This is a genomic window from Haloarcula sediminis (genome assembly GCF_035656455.1).
GTDB lineage: Archaea > Halobacteriota > Halobacteria > Halobacteriales > Haloarculaceae > Haloarcula > Haloarcula sediminis.
Genome location: NZ_JAYMGA010000008.1, coordinates 39,181 through 57,153 on the forward strand (window position 1 = coordinate 39,181; position 17,973 = coordinate 57,153).

19 protein-coding genes are annotated in these 17,973 nt (G+C 67.0%); 13 read left to right on the plus strand and 6 right to left on the minus strand.

The annotated features are described in order from the left end of the window. Positions 1-16: 16 nt before the first annotated feature. On the minus strand, positions 17-1,045 hold the full coding sequence (locus tag VJ162_RS14120) for a hypothetical protein (RefSeq protein ID WP_324665175.1): 1,029 nt from the start codon (positions 1,043-1,045) through the stop codon (positions 17-19). A 205-nt stretch (positions 1,046-1,250) separates the two neighbouring features. On the opposite strand from VJ162_RS14120, the gene VJ162_RS14125 reads away from it, so the two are divergent. The 3 genes from VJ162_RS14125 (at position 1,251) to VJ162_RS14135 (ending at position 4,849) form a co-directional block, all read left to right on the plus strand. After that, positions 1,251-1,490, plus strand: coding sequence for a hypothetical protein (locus VJ162_RS14125; protein ID WP_324665176.1), 240 nt, complete (start codon positions 1,251-1,253; stop codon positions 1,488-1,490). 94 nt (positions 1,491-1,584) lie between these two features. Continuing rightward, positions 1,585-3,747, plus strand: coding sequence for a DUF7282 domain-containing protein (locus VJ162_RS14130; protein WP_324665177.1), 2,163 nt, complete (start codon positions 1,585-1,587; stop codon positions 3,745-3,747). Between the two features lie 169 nt (positions 3,748-3,916). Next, on the plus strand, positions 3,917-4,849 hold the full coding sequence (locus VJ162_RS14135; protein ID WP_324665178.1) for a branched-chain amino acid transaminase: 933 nt from the start codon (positions 3,917-3,919) through the stop codon (positions 4,847-4,849). Between the two features lie 23 nt (positions 4,850-4,872). On the opposite strand, the gene VJ162_RS14140 is transcribed toward VJ162_RS14135, so the two are convergent. Beyond that, positions 4,873-5,526, minus strand: a complete 654-nt coding sequence (locus VJ162_RS14140; protein ID WP_324665179.1) for a potassium channel family protein — start codon at positions 5,524-5,526, stop codon at positions 4,873-4,875. Positions 5,527-5,731: 205 nt separating this feature from the next. Between VJ162_RS14140 and VJ162_RS14145 the strand changes: the two genes are divergently transcribed. Together VJ162_RS14145 and VJ162_RS14150 are read left to right on the plus strand one after the other, a co-directional pair. Next, on the plus strand, positions 5,732-7,186 hold the full coding sequence (locus tag VJ162_RS14145) for an APC family permease (protein ID WP_324665181.1): 1,455 nt from the start codon (positions 5,732-5,734) through the stop codon (positions 7,184-7,186). 3 nt (positions 7,187-7,189) lie between these two features. Further along, on the plus strand, positions 7,190-7,843 hold the full coding sequence (locus tag VJ162_RS14150) for a potassium channel family protein (RefSeq protein WP_324665182.1): 654 nt from the start codon (positions 7,190-7,192) through the stop codon (positions 7,841-7,843). A 117-nt stretch (positions 7,844-7,960) separates the two neighbouring features. Here the strand turns inward: VJ162_RS14150 and VJ162_RS14155 are convergent, their stop codons facing one another. Further along, a complete protein-coding gene (locus VJ162_RS14155; protein ID WP_324665183.1) occupies positions 7,961-8,617 on the minus strand; it encodes a DUF502 domain-containing protein in 657 nt (218 codons plus the stop codon). A gap of 223 nt (positions 8,618-8,840) precedes the next feature. On the opposite strand from VJ162_RS14155, the gene VJ162_RS14160 reads away from it, so the two are divergent. From VJ162_RS14160 to VJ162_RS14175, 4 genes are all read left to right on the plus strand, one after another. Next, complete coding sequence (locus VJ162_RS14160; protein ID WP_324665184.1) at positions 8,841-9,386, plus strand: CDP-2,3-bis-(O-geranylgeranyl)-sn-glycerol synthase; 546 nt, start codon at positions 8,841-8,843, stop codon at positions 9,384-9,386. Positions 9,387-9,499: 113 nt separating this feature from the next. Continuing rightward, entirely contained in the window at positions 9,500-10,645 is a 1,146-nt protein-coding gene (gene hemC / locus VJ162_RS14165) for a hydroxymethylbilane synthase (protein ID WP_324665185.1), read from the plus strand. Then, positions 10,642-11,427: a uroporphyrinogen-III C-methyltransferase gene (cobA, locus tag VJ162_RS14170; RefSeq protein ID WP_324665186.1), complete on the plus strand. Its 786-nt coding sequence runs from the start codon at positions 10,642-10,644 to the stop codon at positions 11,425-11,427. Before hemC ends, cobA begins: the two co-directional genes overlap by 4 nt. Further along, positions 11,427-12,179 carry a uroporphyrinogen-III synthase gene (locus VJ162_RS14175; protein WP_324665187.1) on the plus strand — a complete coding sequence of 251 codons (753 nt, stop codon included), beginning with the start codon at positions 11,427-11,429 and terminating at the stop codon, positions 12,177-12,179. Before cobA ends, VJ162_RS14175 begins: the two co-directional genes overlap by 1 nt. Positions 12,180-12,202: 23 nt before the next feature. Here the strand turns inward: VJ162_RS14175 and VJ162_RS14180 are convergent, their stop codons facing one another. Further along, positions 12,203-12,928 carry a PspA/IM30 family protein gene (locus VJ162_RS14180; protein ID WP_324665189.1) on the minus strand — a complete coding sequence of 242 codons (726 nt, stop codon included), beginning with the start codon at positions 12,926-12,928 and terminating at the stop codon, positions 12,203-12,205. A gap of 316 nt (positions 12,929-13,244) precedes the next feature. Here VJ162_RS14180 and VJ162_RS14185 point away from each other — a divergent pair, with 316 nt between their 5' ends. From VJ162_RS14185 to VJ162_RS14200, 4 genes are all read left to right on the plus strand, one after another. Continuing rightward, positions 13,245-13,775, plus strand: coding sequence for a hypothetical protein (locus VJ162_RS14185; protein ID WP_324665190.1), 531 nt, complete (start codon positions 13,245-13,247; stop codon positions 13,773-13,775). A gap of 68 nt (positions 13,776-13,843) precedes the next feature. After that, positions 13,844-15,298: a DHH family phosphoesterase gene (locus tag VJ162_RS14190; RefSeq protein ID WP_324665191.1), complete on the plus strand. Its 1,455-nt coding sequence runs from the start codon at positions 13,844-13,846 to the stop codon at positions 15,296-15,298. Positions 15,299-15,343: 45 nt separating this feature from the next. Next, entirely contained in the window at positions 15,344-15,577 is a 234-nt protein-coding gene (locus VJ162_RS14195) for a hypothetical protein (protein ID WP_324665192.1), read from the plus strand. 55 nt (positions 15,578-15,632) lie between these two features. Next, on the plus strand, positions 15,633-15,953 hold the full coding sequence (locus VJ162_RS14200; RefSeq protein WP_324665193.1) for a DUF5783 family protein: 321 nt from the start codon (positions 15,633-15,635) through the stop codon (positions 15,951-15,953). A 22-nt stretch (positions 15,954-15,975) separates the two neighbouring features. Here the strand turns inward: VJ162_RS14200 and VJ162_RS14205 are convergent, their stop codons facing one another. Together VJ162_RS14205 and VJ162_RS14210 are read right to left on the minus strand one after the other, a co-directional pair. Next, positions 15,976-16,998 (minus strand): DUF4350 domain-containing protein, encoded by a 1,023-nt coding sequence (locus tag VJ162_RS14205; protein WP_324665194.1) that lies wholly within the window; start codon positions 16,996-16,998, stop codon positions 15,976-15,978. Continuing rightward, complete coding sequence (locus VJ162_RS14210; protein WP_324665195.1) at positions 16,991-17,923, minus strand: S49 family peptidase; 933 nt, start codon at positions 17,921-17,923, stop codon at positions 16,991-16,993. Before VJ162_RS14210 ends, VJ162_RS14205 begins: the two co-directional genes overlap by 8 nt. Positions 17,924-17,973: the final 50 nt, after the last annotated feature.

Genomic DNA, 17,973 nt, shown 5'->3' on the forward strand with positions numbered 1-17,973 from the left:
AACTGCTGTCGACCAGTCAGTAACTGGCCGAGCCGTCGTCGGTCAGCGACTGCAACTCGCCGGTGGTCCGCTCGACGGACGCAGTCACGGTCGCGCCGTCGCGTTCGACCGCGATGTCACCGACGAGGTCGGCGAGCGTCCCGTCCCGAAGCTCCGACTCGGCGCGCTCGCGCAGCTGCCGGACCACACTCGTCACGTCGCTCGCGGCGGCAGTCGTAGCGGCGTCAAGCGTCGTCTCCAGGCCCCGGACGTCGCCGTCGCGGTAGACGGCGCCAGCGAGCGTGGCGGCGCGGTCCAGCGGAGTGAGGTCTATCGACCGGCCGCCGCTGTCGACACTCGCGGGCACGGCGTCGTTGTCGCTCGGGTCCGGCAGCCGACCGGCAAAGCGAACGGGGGCGTCGCGGGCGTCCGCGAACGCACCCCTGACCGGCTCGCCGACGGCCGCTGTCTCGCCGTTTTGTACGTCGACCACGTCGTAGACGGCCGCTTCGGTCCCGACGACGACGCGGTCCGACCCGAGCCCGCCGACCCACGGCCCGTCCGCGGACTCGGGCTCGTAGACGACGGTTCCGGACGCGTCGAGTTCGCTGAAGTCGATGTCGTCAAGGTTCTCGATACCCGATTTGACGTCTTCGGCGCTCAGCTCCGCGTCGAGGACGACGCCGGCGTAGCCGCTGAACCGCTCGTCACCGTCGCCCCCGATATCGCCGAAGGCGGTCGCGCGGTGGGCCTTCGCGGGGTCGGTGTCGAACTCCGACTCCACGTCGGCGAGTACGGCATCGACGGTCCGGGGACCCCCGTCGGCGTCGGCGGAGACGTACTGCGCGCGCTGTTGCAGGGCGGCGGTGGTCAGCGCTCGCAGCCCGCCGTCCTGACGGAGGACGTCGATGTCTGCGTACACGAGCCCGTCCGCGGTTGCGGGGACGGTGTCGGGCGGGGTGGTTGCTGGGGCCGGGGTGAGGTGGCCGGCCGCGGTACCGACGGCCGCCGCCGACGCGAGTCCGGCGACGACCTGGAGGGCATCTCGTCTCGCAATCTCTCTCACGGGGGCTACTACTCACGGCTAGACTTCAATTTACTGGAACGTACGCCGTGTCGAACCGGTCACTGTGGTGGTGTCGGTGGGCTAACTGGTATCGAAGATACACCGCCGAAACGCCTGTTCGTCCCCAATCCGCCGTCGGATGGCGTCTATCGCTCCCCTGTCGGATGATGTCTCTCTCCCGGTCGGACACCACTCCCTGACAGATGTGTCCCCGTCCTACCCGCCGGCGACTGGTACGGGCGCTCGGTCGCCGGTCGTCGGCGTACTGGAACTCCCGGGTGACCTCGCCGGGGCGATAGCGGACACCAAAGACGGGGTCGGGACCGTGCAGTTCGAGGCGGGCGACCGGGCTGTCACCCGCGACGAGCGGACTGTCAGGGTAACGGGGACGTACGGCTGGCCCGCGCTCGGCCAGTTTGGAGGGAGCCTCCACGGCGAGCGATAAGCCCGCCTTGTCGACGGCGCGGCGGGCCTGCCCCGGGCTTACCGCTCGCTACGGCGGTAATAACAAACCGTATTTACGACGGGGTGTGATGCGTATGGAACCGGATTCCAACGGATATCGATCATCGTATCGCAGACTCGCCACACTTGTCGTGGTCCTGAGTCTCGCACTGGTACCGCTGAGCGGGCTCGGCGCCGCACAGCAGGCCTCCGCGGCGGGGAACCAGTCCTACGTCGCCGTTCAGGGCGAGGAGTGTACCCCCATCACGGCGTTCTCGGACAACGAGTCCGCCATCGAGTACTACGACTACCGGCTCCCGGAGAACTTCTCGGACAACCCCTATGTCAACGCGACGGGGACCTCGTTCAGTTCCGAGGGGACGACTGACCTCCAGGCGCCGAACACGAGCAATGTCTTCCTGTACACTGACACCGCGAACGACAGCGCGTACCTCGTCTTCGTCCACGGCGCGGTGGACAACGAGAGCGCCGACGGCGGCGTGGCCACGTTCAACGTCACCGGCCTGCCGGAGGACGGGAACTGGACGGTCCGCGACGACGACTACGACGCCAACACCAGCACCGACAACTGGACGGTCACCAACACGACGTCGACCGTCGACTGGGACTGGGACGAGGAAGCCACCGACGGCGGTGTCTACTCCGGCATCGACAACGACACTAACGTTACCATCGAACCGGCGTTCAACGAGGATGCCGAGATGTACGGTTCGGCCGACGGCGTTGTCGAGTCCTGGCAGGTCCTCTCGAACGACAGCGACAACGTCACTCGGACCGACCTGGAGCTAAACGAGACCCTCCAGATTTCGGCCGGCACCTGTGACGATGTCGACGCTGACGACACTGACACTGACACGGACGACACCGACACTGACACGGACGACACGGACGACACCGACACTGACACGGACGAGCCCGCGACGGTGAACTTCGAGGACCAGGAGTCCGACGGCACGACCGTCACAGTCGATAACGTGACGGTGCCCGAGGACGGCTACGTCGCCATCCACAACGACAGCTTGCTCGACGGTGACGCTGTAGGTAGCGTCATCGGGGTCTCCGAGTACCTCGAAGCCGGGACGTACGACAACCTGACCGTCGAACTGTTCGATGTCCCGGGCGCCGAGTTCGACGAGTCCGAGCTGACCGAGAACGGGACGCTCATCGCGATGCCACACGAGGAGACGACCGGCGACGAGAGCTATGACTTCGTCAGCAGCAACGGCACCGACGACGGCCCCTACACCGACGGCGGTGAGGCGGTGACCGACGACGCCGACATCACGGTCGGCAACGATACCGACGAGAACGAGACGGACGAGACCGCGGCGGTCACGTTCGACGACCAAGAGACCGACGGGACCTCTGTCACGGTCCAGAACGTGACTGTGCCCGAGGACGGCCACGTCGCCATCCACAACGACACCCTGCTCGACGGTGACGCTGTGGGTAGCGTCATCGGGGTCTCCGAGTACCTCGAAGCCGGCGACTACGAGGACATCGAGGTCGAGCTGTTCGATGTCCCGGGCGCCGAGTTCGACGAGTCGGAACTGACCGAGAGCGCGACGCTCATCGCGATGCCACACGAGGAGACGACCGACGACGAGAGCTACGACTTCGTCAGCAGCAACGGCACTGACGACGGCCCTTACACCGACGGCGGTGAGGCGGTGACTGACGACGCCGATGTCACGGTCGTCAACGACACTGACGAGAACGAGACGGAGACACCGGCGGACGATACGCCGACCGACACCCCAGAAGACGACACGCCAACTGACACCCCGGCAGACGATACGCCAACTGACACCCCGGCAGACGATACGCCAACTGACACCCCGGCAGACGATACGTCAACTGACACGCCGGCGGATGACACCCCGACCGACACCCCGGCAGACGATACGCCGGTAGATGACGGCACGCCGACCGATACCCCGGCGGATGACACGCCAACTGACACCCCGGCAGATGACACGCCGGCGGATGACACGCCGACTGACACCCCGGCGGACGACACGCCGACCGATACCCCGGCAGACGACACGCCGACAGATGACGGCACGCCGACCGATACCCCGGCGGATGACACGCCAACTGACACCCCGGCAGATGACACGCCGGCGGATGACACGCCGACTGACACGCCGGCGGACGACACCCCGGAAGATGACGACGAGGCGACGCCCACCGACGACGGTGGGACCGCCAGCCCCGCCGGTACTGCCGGCGAGTAACGGCCGAACTCCCGCGGCCACTTTTTCCGTGTCGGCTGACCGACACGGTTGTGAACGGGCGACACGGACCGTCAACACTCTTAACCGAGGACTTCAATGGGGTAGGTATGACACACGACGAGCCGTTCGCCGGGACTGACAGTCACGTTGAGACGTGGGGGCAGACAGCATGAGCGCCCGCCCGGAGATGTTCGAGGGCGTCGAGGAGATATGGCTCGACGGGGAGTTCGTCGACTTCGAGGACGCACAGATTCACGTCCTCACCCACGCGCTCCACTACGGCACCGGCGTCTTCGAGGGGGTCCGCTGTTACGGGACCGAGCAGGGGCCGGCCATCTTCCGCTGGGAGGAGCATCTGGACCGCTTCTATGACTCCGCGAAGGTGTACGACATCGACATCCCGTTCTCGAAGGCCGAACTCACCGAGGCCACGGAGGAACTCATCCGGCGCGAAGACCTCGATTCCTGTTATATCCGCCCCATCGCCTTCTACGGCTACGGCCCGCTGGGGCTGAACCCGGACGAGTCGCCGGTGCAGGTCGCGCTCGCGGTCTGGCCCTGGGGCGCCTATCTCGGCGACGAGGCCCTGGAGGAGGGCGTCGACGTGGCCGTCTCTTCCTGGCGCAAGTACGCCTCCAGCCAGATACCGACCAACGCCAAGACCACGGGCACCTACGTCAACAGCGTGCTCGCCTCCCAGGAGGCAAAGGCCAACGGCTACGCGGAGGCCATCGTCCTCAACAAGGAGGGCAACGTCGCCGAAGGCCCGGGCGAGAACATCTTCCTCGTGCGTGACGGCGAGATATACACCACCGGGCTCGCCGAGTCCATCCTCGACGGTATCACGCGCCAGACGGCCATCGAACTGGCAGAGGACATGGGCTATGTGGTCCACGACGACGCGACCATCTCCCGCGGTGAACTGTACACTGCCGACGAGCTGTTTTTCACCGGGACCGCGGCGGAGGTCACGCCCATCCGGAGCGTCGACGACAACCAGATCGGCTCGGGGACGAAGGGGCCGGTCACCGACGACATCCAGACGGCCTTTTTCGACCTGGTGGAGTCGGGCGACCGCGAGGAGTGGTTCCGCTACCTCTAGGGCCGTCGTCGCTCCCGGTCGCATCACCCGCGCAGGAGCTTCAGCACCTCGTCGACGACGTCGGACTCGACTGCGAGGATGTACCGCTCGCCGGGCTCTAACACCGTATCGGCCCCGGCCAGTTCCGCCCGGTCCGCTGTCGAGATCAGGAGGCTCCCGGACGGGAGGGCGATCTCGTCGAGACGCCGCCCCGCAACGGGCGCCGACGGCGCGACGCTGACCTCGATGATATCCAGGTCGGCCGTCGGGTAGACGAGCGTTCGGATATCCTCGCGGGTCAGTATGTCCGCCGCGTGGTCGCCGCCGAGGAACTCGGGGAGCAGCGTCGCGTCGACGACTTCCTCGTACTCCTGGTCGGTTCCCGTCTCCGCCCTCGCGATTGTCCGTATCGACGGGGCGTACTGCTGGGCCTCCATGCAGATCGCGAGGTTCGTGCCCGGCTCGTCGGTGAGTGCGGCGATGGCGTCTGCCTCGCCCAGGTCGGCCTGTTCCAGCACGGACGGGCGCGTGGCATCGCCGTGGATGACGGGACCGAGGTACGCGTCTGACAACGCCTCGACGCGCTCCTCGTCGGACTCGATCAACAGCACGTCGTGACCCTGCTCGGTGAGGTTCTCGGCGGTCTGTTCCCCGACGCGGCCGCCGCCGGCGATGACGAATCGTTTTGTCCGGGCCATTGTTCGTCGTTGCAACTCCTCTCTGTTCAATCCCACGACAGTTACAACACCCCGAGAACGGGGTGTCTATGGCAGGGTGTCTCTCTCGGCTTCTGAGATATCGCGATGGTTCTTAGGATAGGAGCACGCACATTGGAAGTGAAATGGACCGAGCGGCGTACGGACAGTGTACGGTGAATCGCACGTCGACCAGCGGTAGGATGCAATGAGCAAGAGCCGGACCCGGTCACCCGAGGCCGAGCTCGGCTTGCTCGACGCGACGATGATCGGGATGGGGGCGATGATCGGGGCCGGCATCTTCGTGCTGACGGGCCTGGCCGCCGAGATAGCCGGGCCGGCTGCGATCCTCGTCTTCGCACTGAACGGCGCCGTAACGGCGTTTACGGGGCTTTCGTACGCGGAACTCGCTGCCTCGATTCCCAAGAGCGGCGGCGGGTACGCCTTCGTCCGGGAGATATTCGAGGACTTCGCCTCGTTCATCATGGGCTGGATGCTCTGGTTTGCCTACATGATTGCGGGGGCGCTGTACGCGCTTGGCTTTGCGCCGAACTTTCTCGAACTACTGCACGTTTACGGGGTGGTCCCGTCGCCGGACCAGGTGGGCGCTGTCGCGCTGCCAGTGGTCGATACGGCGCTCCCGATCGCCTTTCTGCTGGCGTTCGTGGCGGTGCTCGGTCTGGTGGCGCTCAACGCCGTCTCGACGGCCGCAAGCGGCAGCGTCGAGACGATTTTCACCGTCGTCAAAGTTTCTATCCTGGTGGTGTTCGTCGCGTTCGGGCTCGCGTCACCGATGTTCTCGGGGGCCGAGTTCCAGCCGCTGTTCCCCCGGGGCGGCGGGGCGGCCGCGGTCCTGCCGGCGATGGGACTGACCTTCATCGCCTTCGAGGGGTACGACCTCATCACCACCGTCACGGAGGAGGTACAGAACCCGCGTGAGAACATCCCGAAAGCGATATTCATCAGCCTCGCCGTGACCGTCGTCGTCTATCTGGCGGTCGTGACCGTCGCCGTCGGGACGCTCGGGGCCCAGGGGCTCGCCGAGGCCGGCGAGGCGGGCATCGCGACGGCGGCGACGTCGTTCATGCCGACCGGACTGCCGATTATCCAGAACGGCGGCGCGCTCATCGTCTTCGGGGCCGTGTTCTCGACCCTGACGGCGCTCAACGCGGTCGTCATCGCCTCCTCCCGGGTCGCGTTCTCGATGGGGCGTGAAGGGCAGTTGCTCCCCTCGGTCGGCCAGCTACACCATCGCTACGGGACGCCGTTCGTGGCGATCATCGCAAGCGGCGTCGTGATGCTCGGGTCGGTGGCGCTGCCGACCCAGAGCGCCGGCAACATGTCGAGCCTGTTTTTCCTGTTGTCGTTTATCATCGTCAACGTCGCCGTCATCAGGCTCCGCCGGGAGCGACCGAACATGAATCGCCCGTACGAGATGCCGTTCTACCCGGTCCCGCCGCTGGTCGGTATCGCGCTCAATCTGGTTCTGACGGGGGTGCTCGTGGAGTATCTGTTCCGGACGGACCCGCTGGCGCTTGGACTCAGCGCGGCGTGGATTCTGCTCGGGGCGCTCGCGTATTTCGCACTCAACCGGGTGAAGGGACCATCGGAGCGTGGGGCGGCGGACGCCGACACCGAAATAACACCGGAGGCTGAGGACTGACCCATGAGCAGTGACCTCGACATCATCATCGCAGGCGGTGGGCGCGTCGGTTTCCAGACAGCCGATATACTCGCCGACCGCGGCCACGACGTAACGATAATCGAACGCGACGAGCGGATCGTCTCGGACATCGCCGACCAGTGGGTGGCGACGGTCATCGAGGGTGACGCGACGAACCCGGACATCATCGAACAGGCGGGTGTCGAGCGTGCGGACGCAATCGCCGCGCTGACGGGTGAGAGTGGGCTGAACCTGGCTGTCTGTCTGGCCGCCACAGAGCTGACGCCCGACATCCGGACGGTCGCGCGTATCGACCGTGCAGTCGGTACGGCATACACCCGGTTTGTCGATGCGGTCGTCTTCCCCGAACGGGCCGGTGCCAGAGTGGCGGCCAACGAGATTCTGGGCAGCGACGTCCAGACGCTCGCGGACGTGACCGCCAACCTCGACATCATGCACATTCGCGTCGCCGAAGGCGCCCCGGCCGCCGGGAAAGCGCTCTCGGAGGTTCGCTTTCCCGCGGGAACCCTCGTCGTCTCCGACGACGACGGGGAGCGAATCGCACGCGCCGATACGACCCTGACACCGGGTAGCAGCTACGTCATCGCCGTCGAGCCAGATGTCGTCGACGAGGTACTGAATCTGATGCGGGGGTAAGACCAGCGTGGGCGCTCACGGACACGGTTCGGCGCCACGGTGGCCGACGCCGGGCCTCGGTATCCCGTCTGTCACGTTGGAGTCCGGTTCCCAGACGGGCCCGCGGGCGACGCGCCGCTAGTCGTCCTCGCCCGCGATCGGGATCGTCTGTGCGCGCTCCTCCGTATCACCAAAGCCGGCCGAGAGGATACGCGTCAGCGCATCCTCCACGCGTTCGTCGGTCTCCTCGTAGGTGTCGGACTCGACCTCGATGACAAAGCCCGTGGTGATGTTCGGCGCGGTCGGCAAGAAGAGCACGTCGCGGCCGTCCTCGGTCGTCTGTCCGGTCTTGAACGCCGTCATCCGCAGCCCGTCCCACACTTCGAGTTTCACCGGCGTCTGGAGTTCGTCCGTCCCGCCGACGGCCGTCTCGACCGCCATCTTCGAGGCGTTGTACACCACCCGGAGCCCCGGCACCTGATTCATCGCGTCGTCGAGGGTCTGTTCCACGAAGTCGCCGAAGGCCGTCCGCATCAGATAGCCCACGGAGAAGACGATGAGGACGAAAAGAACCATCGAGACAGAGACCCGGACGAACTCGACAGCGGTCGGCGTGGCAGCGCTGGCGGGGACCCCCACCGCGATGAGGAGCTGGTCGTCGATAGAGGGGAGAAAGACTGACGCGCCGGCGAGGATGCTGTAGAGATAGACGATAACGTACGTCGTGACGAGTATCGGCAACAGGATGATGAGGCCGCTCGCGAAGTCCCGCTTCCACGACGAACCCGAGGCCATATCTCCACCTGGCGGCGACGGATAATCAGCCCTTCCCTTCTACGCGCCCGACGGCTCACCGGACAGCCGGTTCGCGTAGCCGTCGCCGGTGCTCTGTCGGTGACGACACGCCCGCGACCGGCTTCACGCAGGTCATACTTGCCACACACCGGACGGTGTCGACGGCCGGAGTTTGCCGCCCGAAGCCACATCGGTTAAGACAGCGCCACGTGACGGCGCGAACATGGACACACTCGGGGTCGTCGTGACCGCAGTCTGGGCGATGTTGCCCGCGTACGTGCCCAACAACGTTGCCGTACTGGCCGGCGGGGGCAAACCGATAGACGGCGGACGGTCGCTGCCCGACGGACGCATCCTGGGCGACGGCAAGACACAGCGCGGGACCGTCCTGGGGACGGCGGCGGGTACCGCCGTCGCGCTGGGCCTGACAGCCATCGCGCCGGCGGTGAGCGCGCTGGTGGGGTACTCTCTCCCGACGTTTTCGGTTCGGGTCGGGCTCGGTCTGGCCTTCGGGGCGATGTTTGGCGACATCGCCGCCTCCTTCGTTAAACGCCGGACCGGTCGGGAACGCGGTGCGGCGTTTCCCGTGTTAGACCAGCTCGACTTCGCGCTTGGCGCGCTGGCCTGTGTCTGGATACTGGCGCCCGCCTGGACCGAAGCGACGTTCACGCGCCCGGTTCTCATCGCGGTGGTGGTCATCACGCCGCTCTTGCACGTCCTGACGAACGTTATCGCGTACGCGCTCGGACTCAAAGACGAGCCCTGGTAAGGGTTGTCGGCCACGGGGCCTCTTGCCAGTCCGACCCGGCGATTACCGGTACACAGCCACAATACTCCGTCTGAAGTGATGTGCTTTTCACAGCGGCCCGTCCAAGAGTGGGTATGAGTACCTCAGGGGACACACTGCGACTCGCGACACGCGGCTCCGACCTCGCTCTTCGTCAGGCCGCTACGGTTCGTGACTCGCTCGCGAGCCGGCGGCTCACGGTCGAACTGACCGAGGTCGAGACCACGGGGGACCAGCTCACAGACGAGCTCATCCACCGGCTTGGCAAGACCGGCGCCTTCGTCCACAGCTTAGACGAGAAGGTGCTTTCGGGCGAACTGGACGCCGCCGTCCACTCGATGAAGGACATGCCGACCGAGCGACCCGACGAGCTGGTCGTCGCCGGCGTCCCCGAACGCGGGCCCGCCGTGGACGTGCTGGTGACGCCCGATGGCGCCGGCCTCGACGACCTGCCGGAGGGGGCCGTCGTCGGCACGTCGAGCCTGCGCCGGAAGGCCCAGCTGCTCGCCGAGCGCCCGGACCTCGTCGTCGAACCGCTGCGGGGCAACGTCGACACCCGCATCGAGAAGCTGCTCGCCCCGTCGCTCCAGCAGGAACACCAGGAGCGCCACGAGGCCGAGGAAGAGCGGAAGGCGCAGGCGGGCGACCCCGACGAGGACTACGAGTTCCCCTACGAACAGGACGTGGAAGACTGGTTCAACGGGTTGGCGGAACTAGAGCGGCGGGCGATGGAGCGCGAGCCCGACACCGAGTACGACGCCATCGTGCTGGCGAAGGCGGGGCTTGACCGCGCCGGCTTGACCCACCACGTCAGCACGGTCGAACTCGACCCCGAGGCGTTCGTCCCGGCCCCCGGCCAGGGCGCCCTGGCGGTGACGGCCGTCGACGGCGACCTCGCGACGGACATCCACGACCGCCTCGACGACGACCGGACACGCGTCGAGACGACCGTCGAGCGGACCATCCTGGCCGAGCTGGGCGGTGGCTGTGTCGCGCCCATCGGCATCTACGCGCGTCTCTCCGGCGGCGTCGTCCACACCAGCGTCAGAGTCCTCTCCCAGGACGGCACGGAGAACATCCAGGTCGCCCGCGACCTCCCCGTGGAACGTCACATCGACGCGGCCCGGGAGCTCGCGGCCGAACTCGCAGAGCGGGGCGCCGACGACCTCATCCAGGCCGCAAAGCGGGACAGCGACGGGGCCGACGACGACGCTTCGACCGCCCGGGAGGGCGACGAATGAGCGACGATCCCCTCGAAGGCAAGAGTGAGTCGACGGTCGGGAAAGTGTATCTCGTCGGCTCCGGGCCGGGCGACCCGGACCTGCTGACGGTGAAGGCAAAGCGCCTGCTTGCGGAGGCCGACGTGGTGCTCCACGACAAGCTTCCGGGCCCCGAAATCCTGGGGATGATTCCGGAGGAGAAACGCGAGGACGTGGGCAAGCGCGCCGGCGGCGAGTGGACGCCCCAGGAGTACACGAACACCCGACTGGTCGAGACCGCCCAGCAGGGCAACGTCGTCGTCCGGCTCAAGGGCGGCGACCCGACCGTCTTCGGCCGCGGCGGCGAGGAGATGGTCCATCTGGCGGAGAACGGTATTCCGTTCGAAATCGTCCCCGGCATCACCAGTGCCATCGCCGGGCCGGAGGCGGCAAGCATCCCCGTCACCCACCGCGACTACGTCTCCTCGGTCTCCTTCGTCACGGGCCACGAGGACCCCACCAAAGACGAGTCGGCGGTCGACTGGGAGGCCCTGGCCGACACCGGCGGCACCATCGTCGTGCTGATGGGCGTCGGCAAACTCCCCGCCTACACCGACGAGCTGCTGAACTACGGGATGGACCCCGACACACCGGTGGCGCTCATCGAGCGGGCGACCTGGCCCGACCAGCGCGTCGCGACGGGCACGCTCGACACCATCGTCGACGTGCGCGACAGCGAGGGCATCGAACCGCCCGCCATCACGGTCATCGGCGATGTCGCGGGCGAGCGCGAGCGGGTCGTCGAGTTCCTGGAGGGGGCCTGATGCGCGAGGCGCCACGGCTTCGGGTCGCGGCGTTCCGGCCCGACGACGAGCGGCTGGCGAACGCGGTCGAACTGCTGGAATCGCTCGGCGCCGACCCCGTGCCCGACCCGATGCTCGCCGTCGAACCCACCGACGCGGCCCCGCGCGAGGATTGTGACTACGTCGTCCTGACGAGCAAGACGGGGGTCGAACTGGCCGCCGACGCGGGCTGGGAGCCCGGCGAGGCGACCGTCTGTGCCATCGGCGAGTCGACCGCTGCGGCGCTGCGTGAGGCGGGCTACGGCGTCGACGTGGTGCCCGAGGAGTTCTCCTCGACCGGGCTGGTCGCCACACTCGAAGCCGAGGTGGCCGGCGCCCGCGTCGAGGTCGCCCGCTCGGACCACGGCTCGCCGGTGTTGACCGACGGGCTCGACGACGCCGGCGCGTACGTTCACGAGACCGTCCTCTACCGGCTCGTCCGGCCGCCAGAGGCCGGCGAGTCAGCCCAACTGGCGGCCGACGGCGACCTCGACGCCGCGCTGTTTACCTCCTCGCTCACCGTCGAACACTTCCTCGACGCGGCCGAGGAGCGCGGTATTCGTGATAGTGCCCTCGACGGACTGAAAGAGGCGACCGTCGGAACGATAGGGAAACCCACGAAGGAAACGGCCGAGGGCGCCGGGATTCCGGTCGACGTCGTCCCCGACACCGCCGACTTCGAGGCGCTGGCCTGTGAGGTCGTCGAGGCGGCCGCCCCGACCCACCACGAGTAGCCCCGACCGGACAGACGCCGTATTCAGTCCGCCGGCTCGGTCGCGCGTTCTTCGCTTTCCATCCGTGCCCGCAGCGTGTCGAGTTCGTTCTCGACGGACCGCTCCGTGGAGAGCCGGTTTAGCTCCCGGTCGATGTCGTCGCCCTCAGCGAGGACGCTCTCCAGCTGGCCCGTCGCCTCCAGTTCCTCCAGGGCCTCGGCGCGGGCCTCCATGCGTTCGGTGCGCTCGGTGGCCCGCTCCATTGCCCGCCCAACGTCGTCTATCGTCTCGCCGACGCCGGTGAAGGCCTCGGAGACGCGGGCCGACGCCTCGGCGGCCTCGTAGCGCGCCTTGACGGTCTCCTTTCGCGTGCGGAACTGCTCTATCTGGCTCGCCAGCTCGGCACGCTTGCCGACCAGTCGGTCCTGGGTCTCCTGGAGGCTCGTTATCTGCTCGCTGAGTTCGGTTATCTGTGAGACGTGGGCCTGTTTCTTCTCTAGGGCGCGCCTGGCCAGGTCCTCGCGGTCCTGGCGCATCGCTTCCCGGGCCTGACCGTCGTACTTCTCGACGTTCTCCCGGAGCCGCCGGCGGTGTATCTCGAGGCGTTTCTTCTGGGTCGTCACGTCGGCCACGGCCCGCGTGACCGCCTGTAGCTCGTCGCGCAACTGCTCGTAGGAGTAGTCGAGCTCGCTCCCGGGGTCCGAGACCCGGTTTAGCAGCGCCGAGAGCTTCGAGCGGACGGCGAAGGCGAGTCGGCTGAGCAGGCTCATCGACCGGTCCCGAACATAGCGCGGCAGTGATTCATGCGTCGGTGTAGGAGTGACAACAAGATAATGACATCGGGGCGAACGTGACGACTCCGATTCCCGGAGCTTGCGTCCTCATATCGGCCTAAAAGTCAGCTACTACAGTATCGCGTACGACTTCATTACCAATCTCGGACTGTTGATATGATGGCCAGTCGTACTGTCGGTCATCGATGGAGCGACCCCGCTTGGCCGTCGATGTCGTATCGGTTGGGACCCCGGCGTTAGCCGACCGGACGCGTCGGTCGACAATCGGCGGCGACACGGAGCCACGGGCCTGATGGCCGACGACTGGCCCGTCGTCGGACTCCTCGCAGCGGTGGGCGTCCTCTTGCTGGTGACGGCCGGAGTGGCGCTGACCGGCGTCGTCGGGCTCTTTGGCTCCGATGGGACGGGCGTCGCGACGGAGTCGGCAACGGTGCCGACCCCGACGGAGACGCCGACCGCCGATGGGGGTACCCCTGCGAGCCAGCTGTTCACGCTCGACACCCGCGGCGTCGAGATGTGCGGTATGCTGTGTCGTAACGTGACCTCGACTGTGACCAACGAGCAGGACACGGCCGCGCGCGACGTGACCATCCGAACGCGGCTCTACGCCGGCAACGACACTGGCGGTGAGGTCCGCTGGCAGGGCGTCGAGCGGGTCGACCGGCTCGGCCCCGGTGAGACCTACAGCACGACACAGCGGGTCGAACTGCCCCTCGAAGCCACCCTCGCAGTCCGTGACGCCGACGGCTGGGTGACGATACACACGACGGTCGAGACCGCGGACCAATCTGTCACCGTCACCGACCGACGCGACGTGACCTGACGTGGCGACACCGATGCGACTGACCGCTTCTGAAGGTTTTTATCGGGAGGCGCACCTACCTCGCCACGATGAGTGTGCCCGTCCCCGCGCTTTCCGAGCGAGCGAGTGCGTGTGCCGACCGCCTCCGCGCGGCCGACCGCGTGCTGCTCGCCTCCCACATCGACGCCGACGGCCTGACCAGCGCCGCCATCGCCGCGTCGGCGCTCTCGCGGGCGGGGATTCCCGTCGAGACGGTGTTCAAGAAGCAACTGGACGCCGACGAGATAGCGTCCATTGCCGCGAGAGACGAGGCGACGGTGCTGTTTACGGACTTTGGCTCCGGCCAGCTCGACGCCATCTCCGAACACGTCGCCGCCGGCGACTTCGAGGCCGTCGTCGCCGACCACCACCAGCCCGTAGACCCCGAGGACTGCCACCCCGACGCCGTCTACGACACCGACGGCTACGCCGACTTCGACTACCACTGTAACCCGTTGCTCGTCGGTATCAACGGCGCTTCGGAGCTGTCGGGCGCGGGAGCGGCGTACGCGCTGGCCCGGGCGCTGGAACCCGAGGGCGGGGACAACCGCGACCTCGCGGCGCTGGCCGTGGTGGGCGCCGTGGGCGACATGCAGGCCGTCGGCGGCGAACTCGTCGGGGCAAACAGCGGTATCGTCGAGGAGGGCGTCGCGGCCGACGTACTGACCGAGGGGACGGACCTCTCGCTGTACGGCAAACAGACCCGTCCGCTCCCGAAGCTCCTGGAGTACGCGACGGAGGTCCCCATTCCGGGCATCTCGAACGACCAGGCCGGCGCGACTCGTTTCCTGGAGGAACTCGGGCTGGACCTCAAGCGACAGGGCGAGTGGCGGACGTGGGCGGACCTCACCGACGACGAGCGACAGACGGTCGCCAGCGCGCTGGTCCAGCGGGCCGTCAAACGCGGGGTACCGGCCGGGAAGATAGAGTCGCTGGTGGGGACGACATACACGCTGACCGCCGAGCCGACCGGGACCGAGCTCCGCGATGCGAGTGAGTTCTCGACGCTGCTGAACGCCACCGCCCGCTACGAGCGGGCCGATGTGGGGCTTGCGGTCTGTCTGGGCGACCGGCAGGCGCCCTTAGAACAGGCCCGGAAGCTGCTCGTGAACCACCGCCGCAACCTCTCACAGGGGCTCGACCTCGTCAAGGAGCGCGGCATCACCCACGCCGACCACGTCCAGTACTTCGACGCCGGCGACGCCATCCGCGAGACTATCGTCGGCATCGTCGCCGGGATGGCGCTGGGGACGGACGGTGTCGACGCCGACAAACCCATCATCGCCTTCGCCGACGCCGACGGCGAGACGAAGGTGTCGGCGCGGGCGACCGGCCCGCTCGTCGGTCGGGGGGTCGACCTCTCGGTGGTGATGGGGGACGCCGCCCGCTCGGTCGGCGGCGACGGCGGGGGCCACGACATCGCCGCCGGCGCGACGGTGCCGGCCGGCGAGGAGGAGGCGTTTATCGCCGCCGCGGACGACATCGTCGCCGACCAGCTCGGCTGAGCCGGGCAACAAGAGCTATACGTTCTCACATACGTTACTCGGGTGATGGACCGCCGCGTACTGTTCGACGCCCTGCTGGTCGTCGTCGGCGGACTCGTGGCCTACACCGAGACGTTCGGCTTCGCCGACCCGCGGGCGACGATGCGGGAGATACTGGGCAGTCTCGCGAATCTGGATATCCGCGTCTATCTCGTTCTCAGCGGTCTCTTCGGTATCGCCTTTGTCGGCTACCTCGTCGTCTACCTGCCACAGAAGGACGCCCGAACGATCCGCCCGTGATCGCTGTCGGCGTGACTCCGTACCACCTTTATTGTGGGCGACCCTCCCCCCGGTCATGACCGATTTCGACCCCGACCAGTTCGAGGACAAGTACGCCAACTACTTTCCACAGCTCCAGAAAGCGTATCAGCAGGCGTTCGAAGTGATGAACGACCGTTACGACTCCGAACTCGTCCACGCCATCGACCAGCAGGTGTTAAACGAGTCCGAGCCCTTCTACGGCGACGACCAGGGGTTCTACGTCCAGCTCCCCGAGAACCCGGCAGACCGACTCACCGCGATTATCGTGGACGACGAGAAGCTCTCGGCGGTCTTGGAGGAGTACGTCGACCAGATCGAGACCGAGCTGCACGACATCTTCGGCGTCGAGCGCTGAAAAAAGACTGCGTTGACCGGTCTTACGGCACCGTCGGCGTCGGCGTGGAACCGCCACTGCCACCGCCGAACCCGTCGTCGGAGCCGCCACCGAAGCCGCCGTCGGAGCCGCCACCGAAGCCGCTGGTTCCGGGCGCGTCTTCGGGTGATTTATCGCCGGACACGAGGAAGTCGAGCAGGTTTCCGACCAGCTCTTCGTTGTCGGCCCGGTAGAGCCACTCCTGGTCCATGATGCTCGAATCGCCGACCGCGACGAGGTTCCCGTTGCGCGTGAGGACGCTGTAGGTATCCGACCGACGGGTCGTCGACTGGGTCGTCCCCTCGGTGGCGGTCAGCACCGACTGGCCGCCGTTGACACCTACCGACTCGTGGAGCACGACCCGGTCGACGCCCTCGGTGAGCGTGGAGTCACCGGACGGCGTCGCGTAGACGTTCCGGTAGTTGTTGGAGTTGTCCTCCATGTTGTACAGGTAGCCGTTGTCGTAGGACAGCCCGTACTCGTTGGTCAGGGGCAACAGCGGGTTCGGGGACCCGGCCGCGGCGGAGCCCAGCAGCCCCCCGAGGCTGGCGGTCGATCCACCCTGTGGCTCGTTCAGCAGGACGACGCGGCCACCGGCGTCAGTAAACGCCTGCATCCCCGCGATATCCGACTCAGGGATGGTCCGGCTGGCACCGATGAGGATGTAGGCGTCGGCCTCGCTCAGCGTGCTGTTCAGGCCAAGGCCCGAGCCGCCGGAGCTGTACCGGACCTCGGCGCCGTTCTCGGTCAGCGTGTTGGCCATGGGCGTCACCGTCTCGGGCGTGACGCTCGCACTGTAGGTGGTGTCGATGACGACCACCTGTCCCTCGGCGTCTTCGGACATCGTCAGTTCGCCGCTCTCGTCGGGGACCTCTGCGACCGCGTCGTCGGTGTTGAACGCCGACGCGTTCGCGTCGTTGACCGCTGGAGCGGACTGGCCGCCAACCCCGGACGCGAGGGAGCCGACGACGACGGCGAGAACCAGGACGCCGACGAAGAGGCCGGCTCGTTTCGCGACGCTACTCATCGTGACCACCTCCGTTGGCGGTGTCGTTGTACGGGGTGCGTTCGTTCTCCAGCGTACCGTAGAGCATGAGGAATCTGACTCGCTCGACGCTGCTGTCTTCCACTGCCGACTGTTCGACCGTTACGGTGCTGTTTGCGTCGGACTCGCTCGACGCCAGCAGGCTCAGCGACTGCGCCGGATCGGCCGGGTCCCGGTAGCTCACCTGGTAGTTCGAGACGCCGGCGTCGTCGGCGGCCGCCGCGATGGCGTCCTCGGTGTTCCCGAGTTCGTCAGCGTAGCCGGCGTTGACCGCGCGCCCGCCGACGAAGACGGTCGCCTCCGCCACTGTCTCGCGGGAGACGGAGAGCTTCTCGCCCCGCTCTTCCATCACCGAGCCGACGAACGAGCGTCGCATCGACTCGATTGCGGCGTAGTACTCGTCCTGTGTCATCTGGCCGGCCTTATCGGGGCCGGTGGTGACGCCGCTTGGCAGCCCGCTCGACGGGACCGCTCCACGGACGCCGACGCTGCCGACGAGGCTGCCCGGCGTGACGAAGATACGGTCACTCGGGATAGCGGCGTAGTAGCCACCCGAGGCGGCGGCTCCCCCGACGCTCGCGTACACCGGCTTCTCGTCGGAGAGCCGCTTTATGGCCATGTACATCGATTCGCTGGCCGCGGCGCTGCCGCCGGGGGTGTTGATGTCAAGTACGACCGCCTCGACGGAGTCGTTGTTCCGGAGGGCGCGGACTTCCTGGACGGTCTGCTGGGCGGAGCCCGCGGTTATCGGTTCGTCGATACTTACTACAACGACGTGGTTCTCGTTGCTTTCCGCGACTGCCACCGCGTACGGCGCCACCGCGGCACCGATGAGGAGGGCGACGATCGCGAGGACTGTGTACGACTGGAGGGCAGTCGCCACATATCCGTCAATTGGATTATCCATGGGCACTACATTTCGCCGGTGGCCCTTCTGGATTATAAAACTACATGACT

Excerpts from the sequence above, each read along its gene's own strand:
- VJ162_RS14190 (WP_324665191.1), top strand. The coding sequence starts at position 13,844 with ATGAGTGTGCCCGTCCCCGCGCTTTCCGAGCGAGCGAGTGCGTGTGCC.
- VJ162_RS14200 (WP_324665193.1), top strand. The coding sequence starts at position 15,633 with ATGACCGATTTCGACCCCGACCAGTTCGAGGACAAGTACGCCAACTAC.
- VJ162_RS14160 (WP_324665184.1), top strand. The coding sequence starts at position 8,841 with ATGGACACACTCGGGGTCGTCGTGACCGCAGTCTGGGCGATGTTGCCC.
- VJ162_RS14210 (WP_324665195.1), bottom strand. The coding sequence starts at position 17,923 with ATGGATAATCCAATTGACGGATATGTGGCGACTGCCCTCCAGTCGTAC.
- VJ162_RS14195 (WP_324665192.1), top strand. The coding sequence starts at position 15,344 with ATGGACCGCCGCGTACTGTTCGACGCCCTGCTGGTCGTCGTCGGCGGA.
- VJ162_RS14135 (WP_324665178.1), top strand. The coding sequence starts at position 3,917 with ATGAGCGCCCGCCCGGAGATGTTCGAGGGCGTCGAGGAGATATGGCTC.
- VJ162_RS14185 (WP_324665190.1), top strand. The coding sequence starts at position 13,245 with ATGGCCGACGACTGGCCCGTCGTCGGACTCCTCGCAGCGGTGGGCGTC.
- VJ162_RS14205 (WP_324665194.1), bottom strand. The coding sequence starts at position 16,998 with ATGAGTAGCGTCGCGAAACGAGCCGGCCTCTTCGTCGGCGTCCTGGTT.
- VJ162_RS14150 (WP_324665182.1), top strand. The coding sequence starts at position 7,190 with ATGAGCAGTGACCTCGACATCATCATCGCAGGCGGTGGGCGCGTCGGT.
- VJ162_RS14175 (WP_324665187.1), top strand. The coding sequence starts at position 11,427 with ATGCGCGAGGCGCCACGGCTTCGGGTCGCGGCGTTCCGGCCCGACGAC.
- VJ162_RS14140 (WP_324665179.1), bottom strand. The coding sequence starts at position 5,526 with ATGGCCCGGACAAAACGATTCGTCATCGCCGGCGGCGGCCGCGTCGGG.
- cobA (WP_324665186.1), top strand. The coding sequence starts at position 10,642 with ATGAGCGACGATCCCCTCGAAGGCAAGAGTGAGTCGACGGTCGGGAAA.
- VJ162_RS14145 (WP_324665181.1), top strand. The coding sequence starts at position 5,732 with ATGAGCAAGAGCCGGACCCGGTCACCCGAGGCCGAGCTCGGCTTGCTC.
- hemC (WP_324665185.1), top strand. The coding sequence starts at position 9,500 with ATGAGTACCTCAGGGGACACACTGCGACTCGCGACACGCGGCTCCGAC.
- VJ162_RS14130 (WP_324665177.1), top strand. The coding sequence starts at position 1,585 with ATGGAACCGGATTCCAACGGATATCGATCATCGTATCGCAGACTCGCC.
- VJ162_RS14180 (WP_324665189.1), bottom strand. The coding sequence starts at position 12,928 with ATGAGCCTGCTCAGCCGACTCGCCTTCGCCGTCCGCTCGAAGCTCTCG.
- VJ162_RS14155 (WP_324665183.1), bottom strand. The coding sequence starts at position 8,617 with ATGGCCTCGGGTTCGTCGTGGAAGCGGGACTTCGCGAGCGGCCTCATC.